This is a genomic window from Streptomyces argenteolus, assembly GCF_042902585.1.
Lineage (GTDB): Bacteria > Actinomycetota > Actinomycetes > Streptomycetales > Streptomycetaceae > Streptomyces > Streptomyces argenteolus.
Genome location: NZ_JBIBEG010000006.1, coordinates 321,183 through 345,346 on the forward strand (window position 1 = coordinate 321,183; position 24,164 = coordinate 345,346).

The following is a 24,164-nucleotide window of genomic DNA, read 5'->3' on the forward strand; positions in this document are numbered from 1 at the left end:
TTCACCATCCGGGCAGGCCCCGCGCGCCGGCGAGGTCCTGCTGGGCCAGAAGCCGCCGCGCCGCTGCCCGTGTGGCCCGGAGCCGGTCCGGAGCGAGCCGTGCGCGCAGCCGGTCCCGGTCGAGCCCGGCGGCGTGCGGGCGCAGCGCGTGGGCCGCGGCGCGGACCACGGCGGGCGCCGGGTCGTCGAGCAGCGGCTCCACCCGGTCGGAACGTACGGCGTCGAGCGCGCGCAGTCCCGACACCGCCTGGGCACGCACGGCCGCCAGGGGGTGGCCTGTCAGGGCCCAGAGGATCCCCGCGTCCGCACGGGTGCCGCACTCGCCGAGTCCGGCCGCCGCGGCGGGGTGCTTCGCCGGTGCGGTGCACAGCGACCGGTACAGCGGGAGCGGATCGGTGCCGGCCTGGCGCACGACGTACCGGGCGCAGGCCCGGACGAGCGCCGACCGGTCGCAGAGGAACGGCACGGCTTCGCCGTGCCGTCCGGTCCGCCGCAGCCCCGTCACGCCGACCGACCGGACCTGGGGTGACCGGGCGGCCAGGAGATGTGCCAGGACGTCCTCCTCGCGCAGGCGGCACTCGCCCGACCGGGCGAGCACCGCCTCCGCGAGGAGGACCTGGAGGCGCACGTCGTCCGTGGCGTTCGCCGCGGTGCGGGCGAGCTCCACCGGGGTCAGCAGGTGCCGGTCGACCGCCACGCGGTACGCGAACCGGCGCACCGCCCGGTCCCGGCTGGTCAGCAGGGCCACGACATCCGCGGGCGGGCCTTCGCGCAGGACGCGCTCCAGCACGTCCCTGGCGAAGCCGCCGCGCTCGCGCCGGGCCAGGAGCAGGACGAGCCCTGCCAGCGGGGCCAGCCGCGATCCGCCGGCGTCCGCGAGGACTTCCCTGGCCCTCTCGCGCACCGGGCCGACCCAGTCGGAGCAGCGGATCACGAGCAGCGGCCACAGCGCCGGGGCGCCTGCCGCCGGGGCCAGGGCCGCCTGGCGCACCCGGCCGTCCGGGTGGCACAGGGCCAGGGCGATCATTGATTCGTCCGAGACGGAGAGCGGACCGTCCGCAACGTCTCCGATCCGGCGGCGGGCCGGCACCGGGCTCGCGCTCCGGAAGGCGAGCCGCCGCACCTCCGTGTCCAGCGCGAGCCAGGCCGCGGGGTCGGTGGTGTCCAGCGCCTCGCGCAGCGGGAGCCCCCGGGCCAGACGCCCGGCCGGACCGTCCTCGTCGTCCATCCGTCCCCCCGTGTGCCGCTTGCGCCGAGGGCCGATCGTAGAGGCGCACGGGGCTCCCAGCCCACCGGTTTCCGCTGCGCCGACCGGCAGCTTTGACAAACCATGCAGACCCTTGCATAGTTATGCCACTACGGATCGCGCGCCGTGAGGCGGACGCACACCCCTTGCACTCCCGAGGAGCACGCAGTGAGCAACGGCACCGGAAACAGCGACGTACGCCTCTGGGGCGGGCGTTTCGCCGACGGTCCGGCCGAGGCGCTGGCCAAGCTGTCCGCGTCCGTCCACTTCGACTGGCGGCTCGCGCCCTACGACATCGCCGGATCCCGCGCCCACGCGCGCGTGCTCAACAAGGCGGGGCTGCTCACCGACGACGAGCTCGCCCGCATGATCGAAGGACTGGACTCGCTGGAGGCCGCCGTCGCCGACGGCTCGTTCACCGGCACCATCGCCGACGAGGACGTCCACACCGCGCTGGAACGCGGCCTCCTGGAGCGCCTCGGCCCCGACCTCGGCGGGAAGCTGCGGGCAGGCCGGTCCCGGAACGACCAGGTCGCCACGCTCTTCCGGATGTACCTGCGCGACCACGCCCGGATCATCGGCGGACTGATCGCCGAGCTCCAGGACGCGCTGGTGGGGCTCGCCGAGGCGCACCCCGACGTGGCCATGCCCGGCCGCACCCACCTCCAGCACGCCCAGCCCGTGCTCTTCGCCCACCACATGCTGGCGCATGTACAGCCCCTCTCCCGGGACGCCGAGCGGCTGCGCCAGTGGGACGAGCGGACCGCCGTGTCCCCGTACGGCTCCGGAGCCCTGGCCGGGTCCTCCCTCGGGCTGGACCCGGAGGCGGTCGCCGCCGACCTCGGCTTCGAACGGGGCTCCGTGGGCAACTCGATCGACGGCACCGCCTCCCGTGACTTCGTCGCCGAGTTCGCCTTCATCACCGCGATGATCGGGGTCAACCTCTCCCGGATCGCCGAGGAGATCATCATCTGGAACACGAAGGAGTTCTCCTTCGTCACCCTGCACGACGCGTTCTCCACGGGCTCCTCGATCATGCCGCAGAAGAAGAACCCGGACATCGCCGAGCTCGCGCGCGGCAAGTCCGGCCGGCTCGTGGGCAACCTGACCGGTCTGATGGCGACCCTGAAGGCCCTCCCGCTCGCGTACAACCGCGACCTCCAGGAGGACAAGGAGCCCGTCTTCGACTCCTGCGACCAGCTGGAGGTCCTCCTCCCGGCCTTCACCGGGATGATGGCCACGCTCACCGTCAACCGGGAGCGCATGGAGGAGCTGGCCCCGGCGGGCTTCTCGCTCGCCACGGACATCGCCGAGTGGCTGGTCAAGCAGGGTGTGCCGTTCCGCGTGGCCCACGAGGTCGCGGGGGAGTGCGTGAAGGTCTGCGAACAGCAGGGCATCGAGCTCGAGGAGCTGACGGACGAGCAGTTCGCGAAGATCTCCGAGCACCTCACCCCGGAGGTGCGCACCGTGCTGAACGTGCCCGGCGCGCTGGCCTCCCGCAACGGGCGCGGAGGGACGGCCCCCTCTGCCGTCGCCGTCCAGCTGGCCGAGGTGAAGGCCGACCTGGTGACGCAGCACGCCTGGGCGAGCGCGCGCGGCTGATTCGCGGGCATCGCGGGCTACGTTGACGGGAAGGCGTTCGGAACCGACCCAGAGGAGCCCGCGATGCCCTTCGCCCGCCTGAACCGAGCGACCACCCCGACCTCCCACATCGGGCTCGGCCTGGCCGCCGTCGGCAGGCCCGGCTACATCACCCCGCACCGTGACCGGGATCTGCCCGGGGACCGCAGTGCCGACGCCCTGCGGGCGCACACCCACGAACTCCTGGACGCCGCCTACGCGCAGGGAGTCCGTTACGTCGACGCGGCCCGCTCCTACGGCCGCGCCGAGGAGTTCCTCGCGTCCTGGCTCACTGCCCGCCCCGACGTGACGGACGTGGTCGTCGGCAGCAAGTGGGGCTACACCTACACCGCCGACTGGCGCAGCGACGCCGAGACGCACGAGGTCAAGGACCACAGCCTCGCCGCCTTCGAGCGCCAGCACGCCGAGACGGCCGGCCTGCTCGGGGACCGGCTCGACCTGTACCAGATCCACTCCGTGACGGCCGACAGCCCCGTGCTGAGCGACAAGGACCTGCACGCCCGGCTCGCCGAACTCGCCGCGAAGGGCACCACCGTCGGCTTCTCGGTGAGCGGGCCCCGGCAGGCGGACGCCATCCGCTCCGCGCTGGCCGTGACCGTGGACGGTGAACCCCTCTTCCGGACGGTCCAGGCGACCTACAACGCCCTGGAGACCTCCGCCGGGCCCGCACTCGCGGAGGCCCACGACGCGGGCCTCACGGTGATCGTCAAGGAAGCCATGGCCAACGGCCGGCTCGCGGGGACCGAGGCCCCCGCCGTCGTCCGGGAGATCGGCGCCGAGGCGGGACTCGACGCGGACGCCGTCGCCCTGGCCCTGGTGCTGCACCAGCCGTGGGCCGGAGTCGTCCTGTCCGGCGCGGCGACGGTCACCCAGCTGGCCGCCAACCTCCACGCGCCGCTCCTGGACCTGGACGCCGACCGGCTGGACCGGCTGGCCGCACTGGTGGAGGAGCCGGAGGCGTACTGGCGTCACCGGGCCTCGCTGCCCTGGAGCTGAGCCCGGGTCGCAGGCGGCGGGCGGGACCCCTGTCGGCCCGGGCCCCGCCACGCCCCCGCGCCGCGGGTCCGGTTCACGCCCACTTCGCGAGTGCGTCGAAGTCCTCCCGCGTCAGCCCCACCCAGGGGTCGATCCGCCGCAGCAGGGCCCGCCCCGGATGGTGCGCCGCCACCCAGTCGGTGTCGGGCGCGGCGATCTCGTCGTCGACCCAGGCGAAGGGCCTGCCGTCCGCGTAGTCGACGACGTACCGCGTCTTCCAGTACGTCCCGTCCGCCGTCTGCGCGTGCATCGCGGGCCAGTCGATGTACGGCAGGGGCGGCAGCCCGAGACGCGGGCCGACCCACTCGTTCGCCTCGTCCTTCCAGGTGGTCGCCCAGACGAGCTCGTAGCGGCCGGCGAGCGCCAGCAGCTCCTGGCCGTGCTCGGGACTGAGCAGGACGGGCAGGGGCGCTCCCACCGTCCACCCCGTCGGCCGCATCCGGTGGAGGTGGTAGCCCGCCGGAGGTGCGGGGCGGGCCAGCGCCGCGTACGGGTTGAGCGGACCGTCGATGTCGAGCAGCAGCAGCGGCTTCATCCCGTCATGGTGCCCCCGATCCGCCGCGCGCCCGGGCATAGGGCAGCGGCCTGTCAAATGGGACGTGTGCGTCTCATTTGAGTTAGTGTCGTCTCATGACTCTTGATCGTGAGCAGGTGCTGCGGAGCGCCGCCGCACTGCTGTCCCGCAAGTCCACGGCGACCATGGACGAGGTGGCCCGGTCCGCGGGTATCGGCCGCGCGACCCTGCACCGGCACTTCGCCGGCCGGGACGCCCTCGTGGGAGCGCTGGAGGATCTCGGGATCCGGGAGTTCGAAGCCGCCCTGGATTCCGCCGGGCTCGACGAGGGCAGCGCCGAGGACGGCCTGCGACGGCTGATCGCGGCCGTCGAGCCCAGCGCGGGACTGCTGGCCTTCCTCGTCACGGAGAACCAGCTCTTCGAGGGGGACGACGTCAACGAGGGCTGGAACCGGCTCGACGCCCGCGTCTCCGCCCACTTCCGGCGCGGACAGGAGCGCGGCGAGTTCCGGATCGACCTCACCCCGGCCTGGCTGACCGAGGCACTGTACGGGCTGATCGGCAGCTGCGCGTGGTCCGTGCAGACGGGGCGAGTCGCCGCCCAGGACTTCCCCTACATGGTCGTCGAGTTGCTGCTCGGCGGAGCACGCCGGAGCGTGGAGAAATGAGCAGCACCTCTCAGCACGCGGGCGTCACGGGCGATCCCCACCATCCGGGCCGGTGGATCGCCCTCACCGTGCTCGTCCTGGCCGTGCTGCTCGTCGCCGTCGACGCCACGGTCCTCGGGCTCGCGACACCGTTCCTCAGCGAGGACCTCGAACCGACCGGAACCCAGTTGCTCTGGATCGGTGACGTCTACTCCTTCGTCATCGCCGGGCTCCTGGTCTCCATGGGCAGCCTCGGCGACCGCATCGGCCGTAAGAAGCTGCTGCTGACCGGTGCCACGGCCTTCGGGGCGGTCTCCGTGCTCAACGCCTACGCGACGAGCCCCGAGATGATGATCGTGGCCAGGGCGCTGCTCGGTGTCGCGGGTGCCACGCTCATGCCGTCCACGCTCGCCCTGATCCGCAACCTCTTCCACGACCCGCGCGAGCGCAGCCTCGCCGTCGGCATCTGGGGTGCGATGGCCTCCGCGGGCGCTGCCGTCGGCCCCGTCGTGGGCGGCCTCCTGCTGGAGCACTTCTGGTGGGGATCGGTCTTCCTGATCAACCTGCCCGTGATGGCGGTCCTCGTCGCCGTCGGCATCAAGATGATCCCCGAGTCGAAGAACCCCGCGCCGGGCCCCTGGGACCTGCCCAGTGTGGGGCTCTCCCTGGTCGGCATGATCGGTGTCGTGTACGCCATCAAGGAGGCCGCCGCCCACGGGGTGAGCGGGGTGACCGGGGTGGCGGCCCTCGGCGGTGCGGGAGCGCTGACCTGGTTCGTGCGCCGCCAGCTGAAGCTCCCCGCCCCGCTGCTGGACATGCGGCTCTTCCACCACCGGGGGTTCTCGGGCGCGGTCCTCGCCGACCTCCTGACCATCCTCGGCCTGTCCGGGATCGTCTTCTTCCTCTCCCAGTTCCTGCAACTCGTCCAGGGCCGCGGGCCTCTCGAAGCGGGGCTCGCCGAACTCCCCGCGGCCGTCGGCGCGGTGACCGCCGGGTTGCTGGCCGGGAGGGTCGCACGCCACTACTCCGTGCGCTCCGTGGTCGCCGTAGGGCTGGCGGCCATCGGCCTGTCGCTCGCGGTGGTCACGCTGATCCACAAGGAGACCGGCTATCCCCTGATCGGGGTCCTGCTCCTGGTGGTGGGCGTCGGCGCCGGATTCGCGTTCACCGTCACCTCCGACGTCATCCTCTCCAGCGTCCCGAAGGAACAGGCGGGCTCGGCGTCAGCGGTGTCCGAGACGGCGTACGAACTCGGAGCCGCCCTCGGTATCGCGCTGCTCGGATCCATCGTCACGGGCGTCTACCGGGGGTTCGGCACCCCCGAGGGCGTGCCTGCCGCCGCCGAGGCGGCGGCCCACGAGTCGCTGGGCGGTGCCGTGGAGACGGCGGAACACCTTCCGGCCCAGCAGGGGAGCGAACTCGTCGTCGCGGCCCAGGAGGCCTTCGTCAACGGCTTGCGGGTGTCGGCGGCGGTCGGGGCCGTCGTGCTGCTCGCGACGGCGGTGGCCGCGTGGTTCATGCTGCGCGGCCAGAAGCTGGAGGACGGCATCATCCCCGACGAGTGAGCCGCCCCGGAACAGGCGTGAGGGTGCCGCGCCGAGGGCCGGAGGGACCGGGGGTGCGCTGCCCACCGGGGCGCGACAGGCCCTGGGGGCCGGGCCCCCGGCCCCCAGGCACACGGCGCGGCCCGGCGCGCCCGGCCCTCGGAGGCCCGAGCGGCCAGGGGTCCGGTGCCCCGGTAGCGCTCAAGCCCATGGTTCCGGCGCCCCGGCCCGGATGCGCGAGCGGCCCGGGACCCTCGGACCCCACGCGCGAGCGGCCCAGGAGTGCCGGGCCCGGGCACACGAGTGGCCCGGCGCGAGCGCGCCGGGCCACTCGAAGAACACCCGTACGGCTCAGGCGGCCTTGGCCTTCGTGGCGTAGACGTCCACGTACTCCTGGCCGGAGAGCCGCATGACCTCGGCCATCACCGAGTCCGTCACCGCCCGCAGCACATAGCGGTCGCGGTCCATGCCCTCGTAGCGCGAGAACTCCATCGGCTCACCGAAACGGACCGTCACCTTGCCCGGGCGGGGCAGGCCGGCGCCGCCCGGCTGCAGCTTGTCCGTGCCGATCATCGCGAACGGCACCACCGGCGCGCCCGTCATCAGGGTCAGCCGGGCGATACCCGTACGGCCCCGGTAGAGACGGCCGTCGGGGGAGCGGGTGCCCTCCGGGTAGATCGCGAACGCCTTGCCCTCCTCCAGCACCCGGCGGCCCGTCATCAGGGCCGCGACGCCGCCGCGTCCGCCGTCCCGGTCCACGGGGATCATCCCGCAGCCCGTGAAGAACCAGGCCATCAGCCGGCCCTTGAGACCCTTGCCGGTCACGTACTCGTCCTTGCCGATGTAGAACACCGGCCGGTCGCAGCAGATCGGCATGATCATCGAGTCGATGAAGGTCAGGTGATTGCCGGCGAGGATGACCGCGCCCGTCCCCGGGATGTTCTCCGCGCCCTCCACGCGGGGCCGGAAGAGCAGCCGCAGGATCGGTCCGAGCACTGCCTTGATGACCGTGAGTCGGGACAACGCGTCCTCCGGTGTCGTGGCCGGGCGGCCGGGGCGGGAATTCGTGAGGGTCTGTGCAGGTGAGGACGATACTCGCGGGTACCGCCCTCGCGCACATCGGGTTCATCGAGCCGATACGCAGTGTTGACGTGTGTTTCCGCCATGTTCGTCCACAGGCCGCCCCACCGATGGCGTAGCTGCCTACGATCAAGCCTCCCCCGAAGGTGCCGGACATCACACGCGAGGAGCATTCATGACAGAGCGCGCGCAGACTGCACCCGGACGGCGGACACTTCTGGGGGCCGCGGTCCTCGGGACGGCCGCCCTCGGACTGTCGGGCACCGCGAACGCCGCCGGGCCCGGCGGCCGGAGCGGCAGGCACGGCTCCTACCGGGACCTGCCCGTGCCCACCGTGATCGGCCACCGCGGCGCCAGCGGCTACCGGCCGGAGCACACCCTCGGCTCCTACCAGCTGGCCCTGGACATGGGTGCGCACATCGTCGAGCAGGACCTCGTGCCGACCAAGGACGGCCACCTCGTCTGCCGCCACGAGAACGACATCACCGGCACCACGGACGTCGCCGACCACCCCGAGTTCGCGAGCCGCAGGACGACCAAGCAGGTCGACGGCGTCTCGCTCACCGGCTGGTTCACCGAGGACTTCACCCTCGCCGAGCTGAAGACCCTCCGGGCGAAGGAGCGCATCCCGGGCACCCGCCAGGAGAACACGCTGTACGACGGCCGCTGGCAGATCCCCACCTTTGAGGAGGTCCTGCGGTGGGCCGACGAGCAGGGCCGTGAGCGGGGCGAGCCCGTCTGGCTCTACGTCGAGACCAAGCACCCCTCGTACTTCCGGGGCCTCGGGCTCGGCCTGGAGGAACCGCTCGCCCGGCTGCTGCGCCGCCACGGCCGTCACCGCGCGGACTCCCCGCTGATCCTGCAGTCCTTCGAGCCGAGCTCCGTGCAGCGGCTGGCGAAGCTCGTGTCCACCCCTCGTGTCGTCCTGCTGTCCGGGCCGAAGGAGCGGCCCTGGGACTTCGTGGAGGCCGGTGACCCGCGTACGGTCGCGGACCTGGTGAAGCCCGCCGGGCTGACGTGGATCGCGTCCTTCGCCCAGGGCATCGGGCCGACGCTGGACCTGGTCGTACCCAAGGACGCGGCGGGACGGCTGACCACGCCCACCGCCCTGGTCGCGGACGCGCACGCGCGAGGCCTGGTCCTGCACCCCTACACACTGCGCAACGAGAACTCCTTCCTGCCGGCGGACTTCCGGCGCGGAACCGACCCGAACGCCTACGGCGACGCGTTCGGCGCGCTGCGGACCTACTTCGAGGCGGGCATCGACGGGATCTTCTCCGACAACCCGGACACCGCCCTGCTCGCGGCGGCCGACTTCGCCCAGGACTGAGACGGGGGTCCCCTGACGCCGCCGGCCCGGGCGGCTCGGTCCTGGGCCGGCCCCGGCGTCAGCCGCCCGGCCGCGATGCCCCGGTCGGGTGGAGCTGCTCGTGCGCGGCAACCGGGCGCGCACGGCGGCCGTTGACGGGGCATGACTCTTCTTGATCATGTTTTGCGGGTCCCCGCCGACGGGCCGGAGGACGGCGGGCGGGCCGTCGTCGACGCCCTGCACGCACTCGTGCGCGCCGAGGCCGGAGCCGAGGCGCAGGCCGCGGGTGTCGAAGCCGCGGACCTGGAACAGGCGGTGTGGCTGCGGCTGCTGGAGCGCCGGACGGGCTCGGACGGGCCCGCGGACCCGGCCCGCTGGGTGCGCTCCGCGGTGCGGGCCGAGGTCCGCGCCGCCCGCCGCAGGGCCCGGCGTGAACGCTCCTACACGGGCGGCGAGTCGCCGGGGGACTGGGCCGGCTGCCCGGAACGCCTCATCCTCGGGGCGGCCGAACGCCGGGCGCTGCGCACCGCGGTGGGCCGGCTGCCCGGGAGGTGCCCGCGCTTACTGGAGGCGATGCTGGCGCCCCACGATCCCACCTACCGGGAAATCGCAGGGGAGTTGGGTATGTCACAGGGCAGTTTGGGTCCTATGCGTTCCCGATGCCTTGGATGTCTGCGCAGAATGCTCGCGGCGGAGGTTGTAGCTCCTGAACTGCGGGGAAAGGAGCGGTAGACAACCGGCGGACCAGGTGAGCGGGAGGCATGCACACATGGGCATGAGCGTGACCATCTCGGCGGCGACAGCACAGGACGTCGAGCAGATCTTCAGACTCCAGTACCTCTGCTTCCAGAGCGAGGCGGAGCTCTACGGCAACTACCGGATCGACCCACTCGTCCAGACCCTCGACTCGGTCCGGGACGAAGTCGCCACGGACCTGGTGTTCGTGGCGCGGCTCGGCGACGAGGTCGTCGGCTCGGTGCGCGGCTTCACCGACGAGGACGGTGCGGGCCGGATCGGCAAGCTCTGCGTCCACCCGAGGCTCCGTAACCACGGGCTCGGCGGCCGGCTCCTGCGCGCCGCCGAATCGGGCCTGGCGGACGGGCGTTCGGCCACCCGCTTCCGGCTGCACACCGGCGAGCGCAGCGAGGGCAATCTGCGGCTGTACCGCAAGGCCGGCTACGCGCGGGTGGGCAACGCCACCGGAGGGGACGGGGTCAGGCTGGTCCTGCTGGAGAAGGACGCGACGGCGCCGGCCTATGTGACCAGTGCCTGAACGGTCCCTGTGAGGCCCCGCGTCACGCGGTACGCGCGCGGCGCAGCCAGATCATCCCGGTGACCGGAAGGATCACCGGGATGAGCAGGTACCCCAGGCCGAACCCGGACCACACCGTGCTGTCCGGGAAGGCGGAAGGCTCCACGAGCGTCCAGGTGCCGACGATCAGTACGCCCGCGAGCTCGGCGGCGCAGCACATCAGCGCCGCCCTGCGCGCCTTCTCCCCGCCACGCACCAGCGAGTAGGTGATGAAGCCGTACACGACGGCGGCGAGCGCCGAGAGCACGTACGCCAGGGGTGCCTTCTCGAAGTCCAGGATCATCTCGACGATCGACCGGGACGCGGCGGCCACCGTGAACACGCCGTAGAACCAGACCAGTACCCGCCCCGGCCCGCTGCCGAGCTCGAACTGCTGCTTCTGCCCCGAGGACGAGGGGCCGGCCGGTGTCCGGGTGCGTTCGGTGTCGCTCATGGTCAGTTTCCCCAGATGTCGTAGAGCCGCACTTCGAGGACGGCGAGCACGACCGCCCCGGCCGACACCGTCACCGAACCCCAGCGGGTCCGTTCCGACAGCGACAGGAAGGCCGCCGCCGGCACGGCGGCGAAGGCACCGACCAGATAGGCGATGAAGATCGTCATGCCCTGGTCCGGCCGCTCGCCCCGCGCGAGCTGCACGATTCCCACGAGCAGCTGGGCCAGTGCGAGGACGGAGACGATCGCCATCCCGATGAAGTGCCAGTCCTTCGTGGGCTGGTCCCGGTAGGCGGCGAGTCCGCACCAGGCGGCGAGGGCGAGCGCGGTCACGGCGACCGCGACCGTCAGGGCGTCGAGCATGCAGTGAGGGTATTACGGCCGGCGGGGGCACCCGCGTGCGGGCCCGGCCCCCGGTGCGAGGACCCGGGGGCCGGGGGAGGGGTGCCGGGCCGGGGGCGGAGGGAGCGAGCCGGGCCGGGGGAGCGTGGGCGAGCCGGTTCCGGGAATCGTGGCCTTTGCCACAGCATGCCCCCGGTGTGATCGTCCCGAGCCCGGTGGACACCCGGGAGTGTGCCCACGTTTCCGCAGGTCAAGGCGGCGATCGCAGGCAGTCCGGCAGGCGGTGCACACGCCCTGCGCTGTCCGCTATCCGGACAGTCCGGCTCGGCGGAACGTTACGTCTGTTTTACTTGGGCCATGACCACGACGAGCTACCGCAGCCCTGCGACCGAGGCGATCCCGACGCCCGGTGCTCGTTGTATGTGTCGAATGCGCGCCTTCTGAGGGCCCCTGCCTGAGCCTCGCGCCCCGAAGCGAGACCGAGCCCGTGCCGTCCGTGTCCAGCGGATCGAGCCTGCCCTGGCCTGTGCCACCCCCGGCCTCCGCCGGTCCGCTCACACGCCGAGACTCCCACCGGTCGACCACTGAGAACAGTCTCATCAGATGAATGCCCCGTGCCCGGCGGACACCGCGCCGTGCACTCGACAGTGACGGAAACCCCTGTGATCACCACTTCGGGCCTCACGAAGGTCTACCAGTCACGCGGCCGTGAGGTCACCGCCCTGGACGGCGTGGACCTGCACGTCCGCGAAGGCGAGGTCTACGGCGTCATCGGACAGAGCGGCGCCGGCAAGTCCTCCCTCATCCGCTGCGTCAACCTCCTCGAACGTCCCACCTCGGGCACCGTGACGGTCGCCGGTCAGGACCTCACCGCCCTCGCCGGCCGCGGCCGGCGCGCGGGCAAGGAGCTGCGCCAGGCGCGCAGCCGCATCGGCATGGTCTTCCAGCACTTCAACCTGCTGGACTCGCGCACGGTCCGGGACAACGTCGAGCTGCCCCTCGAGATCCTCGGCATCTCGGGCCAGGCCCGCACCCGCAAGGCCCTGGAGCTCCTCGACCTCGTCGGCCTCGCCGACAAGGCGAAGGCCTACCCCGGGCAGCTCTCCGGAGGCCAGAAGCAGCGCGTCGGCATCGCCCGCGCCCTGGCGGGCGACCCGAAGGTGCTGCTCTCGGACGAAGCGACCTCGGCGCTCGACCCCGAGACGACCCGTTCCATCCTCCAGCTGCTGCGCGACCTCAACCAGGAGCTCGGCCTCACCGTCCTGCTCATCACGCACGAGATGGACGTCGTCAAAACGGTCTGCGACTCCGCCGCCCTGATGCGGAAGGGCCGCATCGTCGAGGCGGGCACGGTCGGCGAGCTGCTCGCCACCCCCGGTTCCGAGCTGGCCCACACGCTGTTCCCCGTCGGCGGCTCCCCCTCCGCCCCCGACCGCACCGTCGTCGACGTCACCTTCCACGGTGAGGCCGCCGCGCGCCCGGTGATCTCGCAGCTCTCCCGTACGTACAACATCGACATCTCGATCCTCGGCGCCGCGATGGACACCGTCGGCGGGAAGCAGATCGGCCGCATGCGCATCGAGCTGCCCGGCGGCTTCGAGGAGAACGTCGTACCCATCGGCTTCCTGCGCGAGCAGGGCCTCCAGGCCGAGGTGGTCGACGGCGGCCCCGCCGACGCCACGGACATCCCCGCCCAGACCCCCGCACCGCTCACCGAGGAGGTGGCGAAGTGACCTGGTCCGAAATGCAGCCACTGCTGACCCAGGGAACCATCGACACCCTCTACATGGTGCTCTGGTCCACGCTCGTCACGGTCGTCGGCGGACTTCCGCTCGGCATCCTGCTCGTCCTCACCGACAAGGGCGGACTGCTGCAGAACACCGTGGTGAACAAGGTCATCGGCGTGATCGTGAACATCGGCCGCTCGCTGCCCTTCATCATCCTGCTGATCGCCCTGATCCCCTTCACCACCTGGGTCGTCGGCACCTTCATCGGTCCCTCCGCGATGATCGTGCCGCTCGCCGTCGGCGCCATCCCCTTCTTCGCGCGACTCGTCGAGACGGCGGTGCGCGAGGTCGACCACGGGCTCGTCGAGGCCGTCCAGTCGATGGGCGGGTCCATCCCGACGATCGTCCGCAAGGTGCTGCTTCCCCAGGCCCTCCCCTCGCTGGTCTCCGGCGTCACGACCACCGTGATCGTGCTCATCGGCTACTCCGCGATGGCCGGTGCGGTCGGCGGCGAAGGACTCGGGTCCAAGGCCATCACCTACGGATTCCAGCGCTTCGACGACCAGTTCATGCTCATCACCGTCGTGCTGCTCATCGTCATCGTGACCGTGGTCCAGCTCATCGGCGACGGCGCCGTACGGCTGCTGGCCCGCCGGGGCCGCACCGCCTCCTGAACCTCATCTCCCCCCGAGCCCGAACTCCTTGTCCGGGCGCACCACCATCACCACCGGAAAGAGGCACTCTTCGTGCGTAAGAACATCAAGATCACCGCTGCCGCAGCCGCCACCGCCGCCCTCGCCTTCGGGCTCAGCGCCTGCGGAACGGACTCCGACCCGGCCGCCAAGGGCGGGTCCGGTGCGAGTGCGGACACCTCCAAGGCACTCGTCGTCGCGGCGTCCCCGACGCCGCACGCCGACATCCTGAACTTCGTCAAGGACAACCTGGCGGACAAGGCCGGCCTGAAGCTGGAGGTCAAGGAGTTCACGGACTACGTCCTGCCCAACACCGCCACCGAGAGCGGCCAGGTCGACGCCAACTTCTTCCAGCACCGGCCCTACCTGACGGACTTCAACGAGAAGAACGACACCCACGTCGTCCCGGTCGTCGACGTCCACCTCGAGCCCCTCGGTCTCTTCTCCAAGAAGATCAAGGACGTCAAGGACATCAAGGCCGGCCAGACCGTCGCCGTCCCGAACGACACCACCAACGAGGGCCGCGCGCTCCAGCTGCTCGCCGAGAACGGCCTGATCACCGTCAAGGACGGCGTCGGCACCAACGCCAAGCTCAGCGACATCACGGACAAGAAGGGCCTGGAGTTCAAGGAGGTCGAGGCCGCGACCGTGCCCCGTGCCCTGGACGACGTCGACGCCGCCGTCATCAACGGCAACTACGCGATCGAGGCCGGGCTCCAGCCGGGCAAGGACTCCCTGGTGCTCGAGAAGGCCGAGGGCAACCCGTACGCCAACATCCTCGCCGTCAAGGAAGGCAACGAGAAGGACCCCCGGGTCCAGAAGCTCGCGAAGCTCCTGAACTCCGACGAGGTCAAGAAGTTCATCGAGGACACCTACAAGGGCTCGATCGTCCCCGCCTTCGGCGAGGACGCCAAGTCCTGACGTCCGGGCGCCACTTGCCCCAGGAGCCCCGCACACCCCCACCGGGTGTGCGGGGCTCCGCCGTGCGGCGACCCGGCCATGCACATCATCGGCCCGATGCTGCATGCTGTGTCTTTACACGGTCTTCGGCATGGAGCTGCGCATGACTTCCACCTTCCCGTCCATCTCCATCAGCACGGACAGGTTGGTGCTGCGCCCCTTCGACATGGCCGACGTCCCCGCGTACATCGAGATGATGAACGACGAGCTGGTCACCGCCTGGACCGACGCCCCGTACCCCTACACCCAGGTCGACGCGGAACGGTGGGTCCGCAGGATCGCCCCCGCCGAGCGCACCCAGGGCAACGGCATCGTCTTCGCCGTCACCGAGTTCCTCACCCAGCGGCTCGTCGGATCCGTCCGCCTCCTCAACACCGACCGGCGCACCCTGGCCACCGAGGTCCGCTACATCACCGCCCCCTGGGCGCGCGGTGAGGGATACGCGACCGAATCCGTGCTGGCCCTCGCCGAATGGCTCTTCCGCGACCAGGGCTTCGAGCGCATCGAGCTGCGCACCCCCGCGGGCAACACCGCCTCCCAGCAGGTCGCCCAGAAACTCGGCTGCATCAGCGAGGGGGTCCTGCGCAACGCCCGCATAGCGCGGACCCGCACGGAGAACGGCACGGACGGCGGCTGGACCGACATCAGGACCGATCTCATCGTGTGGGGACTGCTCCCCGAGGACCTGGAGGGCGTCGCCGAACAGCTGGCCGACGCGGGCGGCTACGGCACGTACAACGACTGGGACTGACCTCCCCGCCCCGTCCTGGGGAGCCCCCGGCAGGGCGTTGGTACGGACCGGATACGCTCACCCTTGCTCCGCCCCCCAGGAGCGCCCCGCCTGCTACACCCCCAGGAGACTGACGACGATGGCCGACCGGGTCACGGTGATCGGCTGGGACGGCTCGCCGCTGACCAGAGCGGCCACGGCCGCGCTCTCGGCCGCCACCCTTGTCGCCGGCGCCGCCCACCACCTCGAACTCCCCGAGGTGCCCGAGCGTGCGGAACGCATCCGCCTCGGCAGCGTCGACCTGGCCGCCCGCAGGATCGCCGGTCACCGCGGCAGCGCCGTGGTCCTCGCCGACGGGGACCCCGGCTTCTTCGGCGTCGTACGCACCCTGCGCGCCCGCGAGCACGGCCTCGAGGTCGAGGTCGTCCCCGCGGTCTCCTCGGTCGCCACGGCGTTCGCCCGGGCGGGCATGCCCTGGGACGACGCGCAGATCGTGGTCGCCCACCCCCGCACCCTGCGCCGCGCGGTCAACGTCATCCGCGCCCATCACAAGGTCGCCGTCCTCACCTCTCCGGGAGCCGGTCCCGCCGAACTCGCCCTGCTGCTCGAAGGCGTCCACCGCACCTTCGTGATCTGCGAGGAACTCGGCACCGCACGTGAACGGGTCACCGTCCTCACCTCCGACAAGACCGCCGACCACACCTGGCGCGACCCCAACGTCGTCATCGCCGTCGGGGGCGGCCCCGAGACCACCGCCAACGGCGCCTGGTTCGCGGGCCGTCGCCCCGCCCAGCCGGAGGGTGTCCGGGGGTGGGCGCTGCCCGCCTCGGCCTACGGCGCGGCCCCGGACGGCGCGGGGGAGTGCGGCGAGGGCGAGTCGCCCGGGCTGCGGGCCGCCCAACTGGCCCGGCTCGGACCGCGTACGGGGGACCTGGTCTGGGACATCGGCTGCGGCGGCGGAGCCCTCGCCGTGGAGGCGGCCCGGTTCGGGGCGGCCGTGCTGGCCGTGGACAGCGACCCCGGTGCCTGCGAGCGTACGGCGGCGGCCGCCCGTGACTTCCAGGTAGGCGTCCAGGTCGTCAGGGGCACGGCGCCGCACGTGCTGGAGCGCCTGCCGGAACCCGATGTCGTGCGGATCGGGGGCGGCGGTGTCAGGGTCGCGGTCGCGGTCGCCGACCGGCGGCCGGAACGTATCGTCACCCATGCCTCGAACCGTGACGAGGCGGAAGCCCTGGGCGCGGCCCTCACGGAGAACGGCTACACGGTCGAGTGCGCGCTGCTCCAGTCCGTCGAACTGGACACCTCGGACTGGGCGGAGCGCGAGCGCTCCGTCGTCTTCCTGCTCTCCGCCGTACGTTCCGACCTCGCCCCCTGAGCTGCCCGCACGCAGGCGCGAGGTAGGCTGACCGATTGTTGTACCGCAGCCGGGCGTTCGATCTTTCGTTCGTCAATGTCCGGAAAAGTGGACCGTTTTGGTCCGCGATGTGGTACAGCGCAACCGGGGGACGCGCAACGTGGCGCAGTCCACAGCGAGCCGTGGCGGAACTGTCTTTCGCGGTGGCGAACGACCGCGAGAATGTATACCTCCGCGCGCGTTTCGTGCCGCGCGGCGAGCCCGCTCGTTCTTGTTGACGAGCACCGGCGTGCCGTGGTTCGGGCATCCCGGGCGAAGGGCGAAGGAGCACTGACGATGGGCGAGGGGTACGCATGACTGACACCGGCCAGATCCCGGGCGAGGGACTGCCGGAGAACGCAGGCATGGTGGAGCAGCCGGGCATCCCCGCCCAGGACGCGTACACCTACCTCGAGCCCTCCGAGCACCCCGCCACCGAGGACGACGACCTCCTCCTGATGCCCGCGGCCCAGGGTGCGTGGAGTGACGCACCCGCCGCACCCGCGGGCCAGCCCGAGTCGCACGCGGCGCAGGTCCCGGCTGCCGCCGCTCCGGCACGCCGCCCGCTGCACCGCGGCCCCTCGGCCACGGAGGCCCCCACCTACGGTGGTTCGGCCACCGGGGGAGTGGTCCGCTCGCTCGCGGACCGAGGGCCGGCCGGTACGCCGCAGACCCCGATGCCCGTCCGGCACGCCGGACCGCCCACGACGGGTCCCGAGTACTTCGACCTCCCGGCGGACGACGCGGCCCGGCTGCCCGGGCCGCAGCTGGGCGAGATCCCGCCGCAGAGCGCACCCGCGTGGGGTGCACCGGAGCCCGCGCCCGAAGCGGTGGTCGCGCCCGAGCCGGTCGCCGTACCCGAAGCGGTGGCCGCTCCGGAGCCGCAGGCCGTCCCGGAGCCGGTCGCTGTCGAGCCCGTGGTGCCCGCCGAGGCTGCCGTGCCCGTCGAGCCCGTGGTGCCCGCCGAGGCTGCCGTGCCCGTCGAGGCCGTTGCGCCGGTCGAGGCCGCCCCTCACGTCGTACCCGTCGAGGCCGTTGCGCCGGTCGAGGCCGCCCCTCACGTCGTACCCGTCGAGGCCGTTGCGCCGGTCGAGGCCGCCGCTGAGGCCGCGCCCGTCGAGACCCTCGCGCCGGAGACCGGCCCCGCGCCCGCAGAAACGGTCGCCCTGGACGCCGCGCCTGTCGAGACCGTCGTGGAGACGGCCGAGGAACACGTCCAGGAGCCTCCGGTCCGGCTTCCGGCGCAGGGACAGGTCGCCGTACCCACCGAGGCTCCTGCCGAGGCCCCCTTCGAGCCGGGTGCGGAGACCGCCGTCGCCCCGGCCCCGCAGACAGAGCAGTTCGTGCCGGTGGAGGGCTCCGTACCGGCCCCTTCCCCCCTCGCGCCCACCCCGGCCGCGGGCACGCCGGTCGCTGAGGCGGCCGTCAGCCCGGTGGCAGCGCCCGAGCCCGATCAGCCGGTGGCCCCCACGGCGGAGCCGGTCGCAGACGTCGCGGGCGAGCCCGCGCCTGCGGAATCCGTACCCTCCGAGCCCGAGATCCTCCAGGCTCCGGAGCCGGTGGCCGCCCAGCAGCCCGCGGGTGCGCCCGAGCCGGCCGTGGAGACCGTCGCCGTCGCGGAGACCGCCCCGGCGGCCGAGCCCGCCCCTGCCGAGGAGCTGGAGCAGGCCACCGGGCCCGAGATCATCGAGACCCCGGAAGCGGAGACCCCTGAAGCAGGGATCCCGGAAGCGGAGATCCCGGCGGCGGAGTTCCAGGAGGCCCCGCAGACAGCGGCGCCCCAGGCGCAGGATCCGGAGGTCCCGCGGGCCGAGGTGCCCGCCGTGGCCGAGGAGACCCCGCTCGCCGAAGCCGAGGCGCCCGAAGCAGCCGAGGCCCCCGAGGCGGTGCCCGTCTCCCCGCCCGCGCCCGGTTACGACGACGCCGAGCGCGAAGCCGTGCTGCGCGTCATGCGTGAGCGCCGCGACATCCGTAACGGCTTCCGCAGCGACCCCATCCCGCACGAGGTCCTCCTCCGTGTCCTCGAAGCCGCACACACCGCGCCCAGCGTCGGCCACTCGCAGCCCTGGGACTTCGTCGTCATCCGTTCCGCGGAGACGCGCCGCTCCATGCACGAACTGGCACAGCGTCAGCGCGAGGCGTACGCCAAGTCGCTTCCCAAGGCGCGCGCCAAGCAGTTCAAGGAACTGAAGATCGAGGCCATCCTCGACACCCCGGTGAACATCGTCGTCACCGCCGACCCGACCCGGGGCGGCCGGCACACCCTCGGCCGGCACACCCAGCCGCAGATGGCCCCGTACTCCTCGGCCCTCGCCGTGGAGAACCTCTGGCTCGCCGCCCGCGCCGAGGGCCTCGGGGTGGGCTGGGTCAGCTTCTTCGACGAGCGTGAGATGGTCCGCGCGCTCGGCCTGCCCGAGCACCTCGAAGTCGTCGCCTACCTCTGCGTCGGTTACGTCGACGAGTTCCCGGAGGAGCCCGAACTGATGCAGGCGGGCTGGTCCAAGCGCCGCCCCCTGTCCTGGGTGGTCCACGAGGAGACGTACGGCCGCCGTGCCCTGCCCGGCGAGGAGCCGCACAACCTGCTCCAGGAGACCATCGCCACCATCCGGCCCCTGGACGCCAAGGCACTCGGCGAGGCTTGGGAACGCCAGAAGCGGATGACGAAGCCCGCCGGTGCGCTCGGCATGCTGGAGATCATCTCCGCCCAGCTGTCCGGGCTCTCGCGGCTCTGCCCGCCACCGATCCCGGAGCCCGCCGCTGTCGCGATCTTCGCCGGGGACCACGGGGTGCACGCCCAGGGCGTCACCGCCTGGCCGCAGGAGGTGACCGGCCAGATGGTCGCCAACTTCCTCGGGGGCGGCGCGGTCTGCAACGCCTTCGCCGCCCAGGTCGGCGCCGAGGTCTGCGTCGTGGACGTGGGCGTCGCCACGGAGCTCCCCGCCACCCCCGGCCTGCTGCCGAGGAAGGTCCGTCCCGGTACGGCCGACTTCACCACGGGCCCCGCCCTCACCCGCGAAGAGGTGCTCGCGGCGATCGAGGTCGGCATCGAGACCGCCCGCGACCTGGTGGCGGCGGGCAACAAGGGCCTGCTCACCGGTGAGATGGGCATCGCCAACACCACCGCGTCGGCCGCACTGATCTGCGTGTACACCGGCATGGACCCGGCGGAGGTGACCGGTCGCGGCACCGGCATCAACGACGAGATGCACGCCCGCAAGGTCGATGTGGTCCGCCGGGCCCTGGATCTGCACCAGCCCGACCCCACCGACCCGATCGGGGTGCTCGCCGCGGTCGGCGGCCTGGAGCACGCCGCCATGGCGGGCTTCCTCCTCGGCGGAGCGTCCCTCCGTACGCCGGTGATCCTCGACGGCGTGAGCGCCGGAGCCGCCGCCCTGGTCGCCCGGGCGATCGCCCCCGAGGCGCTCGCCGCGTGCATCGCGGGCCACCGCAGCGCGGAGCCCGGCCACGTCGCCGCCCTGAACAAGCTCGGACTGCGCCCGCTGGTCGATCTGGACCTCAGGCTCGGCGAGGGCACCGGCGCACTGCTCGCGCTCCCCATCGTGCAGAGCGCGGCCCGCGCGATGCACGAGGTGGCGACCTTCGACTCCGCGGGCGTCACGGAGAAGTAGCCGGCCCCCGTGCCCGGACGTGCCCACCGGCCGTCCCGGGCACGGCCCCGCGCGGGGCGGCGGACCCCGCCCCGCGCGCGTGGAACGGTTCCCGCCCCGGAGGACCTTCGGCCGTCGGGCGTACGAGAACCAGGAACCAGGGCGCGCCCCGGCCCGCCCGGTCCGCGGCGAACGCACCGCGGAACCCCCCGGCAGGGGCACCCCGTATCGTGGTCCCACGCCCCACCGCTCCACCTCACGTCACAGCCGCTCCACCGCCGCAGCGGCCCGCAGCACACCGCACCCTGCACGAGGAGCCCGCCCGACCATGGCCGAGCATGACGATCACCCTGCCTACCCCGTCGGACTGCGCCTGAACGGGCGCCGCGTCGTCGTCGTCGGCGGCGGCCAGGTCGCACAGCGCCGGCTGCCCGCCCTCATCGCGGCCGGAGCCGACATCACCCTGGTCTCCCCGTCCGCGACGCCGTCGGTCGAGGCGATGGCCGACGCGGGCGAGATCCGCTGGGAGCGCCGCAGGTACCAGGACGGGGACCTGGCCGACACGTGGTACGCCCTGGTCGCCTCGTCCGACGCCGCCGCCAACGACGCGGCGTCCGCGGAGGCCGAGCGCACCCGCACCTGGTGCGTCCGCAGTGACGACGCGGAGGCGGCCACCGCCTGGACCCCCGCGACCGGCCGCAGCGAGGGCATCACCGTCGCGGTGCTCACCACCACCTCGCAGGGCCGTGACCCCCGGCACTCCGCCGCGGTCCGCGACGCGATCGTGGAGGGCCTGCGCGACGGTACGCTCGCCGCCCCGCACCACCGCACCCGGGCCCCCGGCGTGGCCCTGGTCGGCGGCGGCCCCGGCGACCCCGACCTGATCACGGTCCGTGGCCGCCGTCTCCTCGCCGAGGCAGACGTCGTCATCGCCGACCGGCTCGGCCCGCGCGACCTGCTCGACGAGCTGCCCCCGCACGTCGAGGTCATAGACGCCGCGAAGATCCCGTACGGCCGCTACATGGCTCAGGAGGCGATCAACCAGGCGCTCATCGACCACGCCAAGGCCGGCAAGTCCGTGGTCCGCCTCAAGGGCGGTGACCCCTTCGTCTTCGGCCGGGGCATGGAGGAGGCCCAGGCGCTCGCCGCCGAGGGCATCGCCTGCACCGTCGTCCCCGGCATCTCCAGCTCCATCTCCGTGCCGGGCGCCGCCGGGATCCCCGTCACCCACCGCGGGGTCGCCCACGAGTTCACGGTGGTCAGCGGTCATGTGGCGCCCGACGACCCGCGCTCCCTGGTCGACTGGCAGGCCCTCGCGCAGCTGCGCGGAACCCTCGTCCTCCTGATGGCCGTCGACAAGATCGGCGCCATCGCGCAGGCGCTCATCAGCAACGGAAAGTCCCCGGACACGCCCGTGGCCCTGGTCCAGGAGGGCACCACCGCCGCCCAGCGCAGGGTCGACGCGACCCTCGCGACCGTCGGTGAGCGGGTCGTCTCGGAAGAGGTCCGGCCCCCGGCCGTCATCGTCATCGGCGACGTCGTCGCCGTCGGCGTGGACATACCCGCACCGCTCGAAGACTGAGCGGCGGGCCTCCGCCGCACCCCACCACCCGACAAGGCAGCAGCAGACCCGTGGCTGAACTCATCACCGTCGACGACCCGGACGACCCCCGGCTGGCCGACTACACCGGCCTGACCGACGTCGCACTCAGGCGCAGGCGGGAACCCGCAGAAGGCCTCTTCATCGCCGAGGGCGAGAAGGTGATCCGGCGCGCCGGGAACGCCGGGTACGCGATGCGGTCCATGCTGCTCTCCGCCAAGTGGATCGACGTCATGCGTGATGTGATCGACGAGGCCACCGCTCCGGTGTACGCGGTGACACCGGAGCTTGCCGAGCGCGTCACCGGCTACCACGTGCACCGGGGCGCCCTCGCCTCCATGGAGCGCAGACCGCTGCCCGACGCCCGGGTCCTGCTGGCCCCGGAGCGGGGGAGCGTGCGGCGGGTCGCCGTGTTCGAGGACATCGTCGACCACGCCAACCTGGGCGCCGCATTCCGCAACGCCGCCGCGCTCGGTGTCGACGCCGTCCTGCTCACCCCGCGCTGCGCGGACCCGCTCTACCGCAGGGCGGTGAAGGTCTCGATGGGCTCGGTCTTCCACGTCCCCTGGACCCGCCTGACCTCATGGCCCGAGGACGCCGGCCTGCTGCGCGAGGCCGGATTCACCACGGCCGCGCTCTGCCTCAGCGACCGGTCGATCACCTTGGACGAACTGGTCGCACGGCGGCACGAGAAGCTGGCGCTCGTCTTCGGCACGGAGGGCGACGGCCTCACGCCCGCGGCGCTGGCCGCCGCCGACGCCCACGTACGGATCCCGATGGACGCCGGGGTCGACTCGCTCAACGTCGCGGCGGCATCCGCCGTCGTCTTCTACGCGACCCGGCCCGACCCCTCCTGACGGGAGGGCAGCCCTCAGGACCCGTCCGCGCGCACGGACTGCGCGGCAGCGCCGTCGTACGTCCGTGCCGGTGAGTCGTCCAGTCCGCGGGCCGGCCCCTGGCATCCCTGGGCCGCCGCGATGCCCAGGGCCACCAGCAGCGTCACCACGACGAAGACGACGAGCCGCTGCCGCAGCAGCCGCGGATTGGCGGGCCGCCGCTTGCCGCCGTTGCCCGCCGAGGTCGTGCGGACACCCGGCCGGGAGGCGGGCCTGCCGTTCGTCCCGTTCGTGCCCTTCGGCGCGTGCGGCTGCTGACCCGGCCGTGTGCCGCTACGGGACCCCCGGGGCTGTGATCCGCCGGTACGGGGAGGGGCCGGACGCGAGGACGCCGGGCGCCGCCCCGGCGCGCGCGAGGGCTGAGCGGAGCCTCCGGCCGTACGCCGGGTGGACTGCTCGGTGTACGGACCCTCCAGCCGGCCGGTCGGCCGGTCCAGCTCCTGCTCGCCGCGCTGCGCGGGCGGGCGGCGCTCCTGCAGTCCTTGGGCCTCACGGGCCGCGATCTCCTTGAGCCGCATGGACAGCTGCAGCGTGCTCGGCCGCTCCTCGGGGTCCTTCGCCAGACAGGCCCGTACGAGCGGGGCGAGCGCGTCGTGCACGTCGAACAGGTGCGGTTCCTCGTGGACCACGCGGTAGAGCATCACCTCGGAACTGCCGTGCCCGAAGGGCGAGTCCGCCATGGCCGCGTAGGCCAGGGTGGCGCCCAGCGAGAACACGTCGGTCGCGGGGGTCACGGCGGCGCCGCGCACCTGCTCGGGCGCCAGGAAGCCGGGGGAGCCGACCGCCGTCCCGACATGGGTGAGCGTGCTGGCGCCGGTCGCCCAGGCGATGCCGAAGTCGATGATCCGGGGGCCCTTGGGGGATAGGAGGATGTTCGACGGCTTCAGGTCCCGGTGGACGACCCCGGCCTCGTGCACCGCCACCAGACCCTCGGACAGCGCCGCCCCGATCGAGGCGACCTCGGCGGCCGTCAGAGGGCCCTCCTCCACGACCTTGTCGTGGAGGGACGGTCCGGGTACGTACTGGGTGGCGAACCACGGGCGGTCCGCCTCCAGGTCGGCGGCCACCAGGCGCGCCGTACAGCCGCCGCGGATCCTCCGTGCGGCGGACACCTCGCGCGCGAAGCGCGAGCGGAACTCCTGATCCTCCGCCAGGTCCGGCCTGATCACCTTGAGGGCGACCCGCTGGCCCCGCCGGTCGGAACCGAGATAGACGACGCCCATGCCGCCCGCGCCGAGCCGCCGGTGCAGCCTGAACGAGCCGACGACACGCGGGTCCTCGCGCCGGAGCCGCATCATCGCCATCGTCTGCCCATCCCCGCTGCCGGTCCGCCTGACGAGGCACAGCTTACGTACCCGTGGCGCGGCGCGCTCAGAGGCCGCGCCCTCGCCGCCCCATCGATTGTCAGTCCCCGGTGGGAGAATTGAGGAGTGGTCAAGGAGCCGGAGATCCAGAC

At 72.7% G+C, this 24,164-nt stretch carries 21 protein-coding genes; 15 read left to right on the forward strand and 6 right to left on the reverse strand.

Features of this window, described 5'->3' with window-relative positions:
• Position 1: 1 nt before the first annotated feature.
• The gene (locus ACFY8O_RS22695) at positions 2-1,228 is read right to left on the reverse strand and encodes a hypothetical protein (RefSeq protein WP_387905098.1); all 1,227 of its coding nucleotides are present in this window, start codon (positions 1,226-1,228) and stop codon (positions 2-4) included.
• A 186-nt stretch (positions 1,229-1,414) separates the two neighbouring features.
• Between ACFY8O_RS22695 and argH the strand changes: the two genes are divergently transcribed.
• Together argH and ACFY8O_RS22705 are read left to right on the forward strand one after the other, a co-directional pair.
• Positions 1,415-2,848 carry an argininosuccinate lyase gene (gene argH / locus ACFY8O_RS22700; protein ID WP_387905101.1) on the forward strand — a complete coding sequence of 478 codons (1,434 nt, stop codon included), beginning with the start codon at positions 1,415-1,417 and terminating at the stop codon, positions 2,846-2,848.
• Between the two features lie 63 nt (positions 2,849-2,911).
• Positions 2,912-3,883 carry an aldo/keto reductase gene (locus tag ACFY8O_RS22705; RefSeq protein ID WP_387905104.1) on the forward strand — a complete coding sequence of 324 codons (972 nt, stop codon included), beginning with the start codon at positions 2,912-2,914 and terminating at the stop codon, positions 3,881-3,883.
• 73 nt (positions 3,884-3,956) lie between these two features.
• On the opposite strand, the gene ACFY8O_RS22710 is transcribed toward ACFY8O_RS22705, so the two are convergent.
• Positions 3,957-4,457: an HAD domain-containing protein gene (locus tag ACFY8O_RS22710; protein WP_387905105.1), complete on the reverse strand. Its 501-nt coding sequence runs from the start codon at positions 4,455-4,457 to the stop codon at positions 3,957-3,959.
• 95 nt (positions 4,458-4,552) lie between these two features.
• Between ACFY8O_RS22710 and ACFY8O_RS22715 the strand changes: the two genes are divergently transcribed.
• Positions 4,553-5,104: a TetR/AcrR family transcriptional regulator gene (locus tag ACFY8O_RS22715; protein WP_145806349.1), complete on the forward strand. Its 552-nt coding sequence runs from the start codon at positions 4,553-4,555 to the stop codon at positions 5,102-5,104.
• Positions 5,101-6,648, forward strand: coding sequence for an MFS transporter (locus ACFY8O_RS22720; protein ID WP_145806347.1), 1,548 nt, complete (start codon positions 5,101-5,103; stop codon positions 6,646-6,648). Before ACFY8O_RS22715 ends, ACFY8O_RS22720 begins: the two co-directional genes overlap by 4 nt.
• A gap of 330 nt (positions 6,649-6,978) precedes the next feature.
• Here ACFY8O_RS22720 and ACFY8O_RS22725 read toward each other — a convergent pair whose 3' ends face one another.
• A complete protein-coding gene (locus ACFY8O_RS22725; protein ID WP_145806345.1) occupies positions 6,979-7,650 on the reverse strand; it encodes a lysophospholipid acyltransferase family protein in 672 nt (223 codons plus the stop codon).
• A 232-nt stretch (positions 7,651-7,882) separates the two neighbouring features.
• Here ACFY8O_RS22725 and ACFY8O_RS22730 point away from each other — a divergent pair, with 232 nt between their 5' ends.
• From ACFY8O_RS22730 to ACFY8O_RS22740, 3 genes are all read left to right on the forward strand, one after another.
• Positions 7,883-9,037 (forward strand): glycerophosphodiester phosphodiesterase, encoded by a 1,155-nt coding sequence (locus ACFY8O_RS22730; protein ID WP_387905110.1) that lies wholly within the window; start codon positions 7,883-7,885, stop codon positions 9,035-9,037.
• Between the two features lie 141 nt (positions 9,038-9,178).
• A complete protein-coding gene (locus tag ACFY8O_RS22735) occupies positions 9,179-9,748 on the forward strand; it encodes a sigma-70 family RNA polymerase sigma factor (protein WP_387905112.1) in 570 nt (189 codons plus the stop codon).
• A 37-nt stretch (positions 9,749-9,785) separates the two neighbouring features.
• Complete coding sequence (locus ACFY8O_RS22740) at positions 9,786-10,289, forward strand: GNAT family N-acetyltransferase (RefSeq protein ID WP_145806339.1); 504 nt, start codon at positions 9,786-9,788, stop codon at positions 10,287-10,289.
• A gap of 22 nt (positions 10,290-10,311) precedes the next feature.
• Here the strand turns inward: ACFY8O_RS22740 and ACFY8O_RS22745 are convergent, their stop codons facing one another.
• Together ACFY8O_RS22745 and ACFY8O_RS22750 are read right to left on the reverse strand one after the other, a co-directional pair.
• Positions 10,312-10,761, reverse strand: a complete 450-nt coding sequence (locus tag ACFY8O_RS22745) for a hypothetical protein (RefSeq protein ID WP_145806337.1) — start codon at positions 10,759-10,761, stop codon at positions 10,312-10,314.
• Between the two features lie 2 nt (positions 10,762-10,763).
• Positions 10,764-11,123 carry a hypothetical protein gene (locus tag ACFY8O_RS22750; RefSeq protein ID WP_145806335.1) on the reverse strand — a complete coding sequence of 120 codons (360 nt, stop codon included), beginning with the start codon at positions 11,121-11,123 and terminating at the stop codon, positions 10,764-10,766.
• Positions 11,124-11,764: 641 nt separating this feature from the next.
• On the opposite strand from ACFY8O_RS22750, the gene ACFY8O_RS22755 reads away from it, so the two are divergent.
• From ACFY8O_RS22755 to ACFY8O_RS22790, 8 genes are all read left to right on the forward strand, one after another.
• Entirely contained in the window at positions 11,765-12,835 is a 1,071-nt protein-coding gene (locus tag ACFY8O_RS22755; protein ID WP_145806333.1) for a methionine ABC transporter ATP-binding protein, read from the forward strand.
• Positions 12,832-13,503 (forward strand): methionine ABC transporter permease, encoded by a 672-nt coding sequence (locus ACFY8O_RS22760; protein ID WP_145806330.1) that lies wholly within the window; start codon positions 12,832-12,834, stop codon positions 13,501-13,503. Before ACFY8O_RS22755 ends, ACFY8O_RS22760 begins: the two co-directional genes overlap by 4 nt.
• A 72-nt stretch (positions 13,504-13,575) precedes the next feature.
• Positions 13,576-14,442 carry a MetQ/NlpA family ABC transporter substrate-binding protein gene (locus ACFY8O_RS22765; RefSeq protein ID WP_145806328.1) on the forward strand — a complete coding sequence of 289 codons (867 nt, stop codon included), beginning with the start codon at positions 13,576-13,578 and terminating at the stop codon, positions 14,440-14,442.
• A 103-nt stretch (positions 14,443-14,545) separates the two neighbouring features.
• On the forward strand, positions 14,546-15,232 hold the full coding sequence (locus ACFY8O_RS22770) for a GNAT family N-acetyltransferase (protein WP_145806325.1): 687 nt from the start codon (positions 14,546-14,548) through the stop codon (positions 15,230-15,232).
• 118 nt (positions 15,233-15,350) lie between these two features.
• Entirely contained in the window at positions 15,351-16,586 is a 1,236-nt protein-coding gene (cbiE, locus tag ACFY8O_RS22775) for a precorrin-6y C5,15-methyltransferase (decarboxylating) subunit CbiE (RefSeq protein ID WP_387905121.1), read from the forward strand.
• Between the two features lie 332 nt (positions 16,587-16,918).
• A complete protein-coding gene (gene cobT / locus ACFY8O_RS22780) occupies positions 16,919-20,233 on the forward strand; it encodes a nicotinate-nucleotide--dimethylbenzimidazole phosphoribosyltransferase (protein WP_387905124.1) in 3,315 nt (1,104 codons plus the stop codon).
• A 307-nt stretch (positions 20,234-20,540) separates the two neighbouring features.
• The gene (cobA, locus tag ACFY8O_RS22785) at positions 20,541-21,794 is read left to right on the forward strand and encodes a uroporphyrinogen-III C-methyltransferase (protein ID WP_387905126.1); all 1,254 of its coding nucleotides are present in this window, start codon (positions 20,541-20,543) and stop codon (positions 21,792-21,794) included.
• Positions 21,795-21,844: 50 nt separating this feature from the next.
• The gene (locus ACFY8O_RS22790) at positions 21,845-22,669 is read left to right on the forward strand and encodes a TrmH family RNA methyltransferase (protein ID WP_387905129.1); all 825 of its coding nucleotides are present in this window, start codon (positions 21,845-21,847) and stop codon (positions 22,667-22,669) included.
• 14 nt (positions 22,670-22,683) lie between these two features.
• On the opposite strand, the gene ACFY8O_RS22795 is transcribed toward ACFY8O_RS22790, so the two are convergent.
• Positions 22,684-24,012 carry a serine/threonine-protein kinase gene (locus tag ACFY8O_RS22795; protein WP_387905134.1) on the reverse strand — a complete coding sequence of 443 codons (1,329 nt, stop codon included), beginning with the start codon at positions 24,010-24,012 and terminating at the stop codon, positions 22,684-22,686.
• Positions 24,013-24,164: the final 152 nt, after the last annotated feature.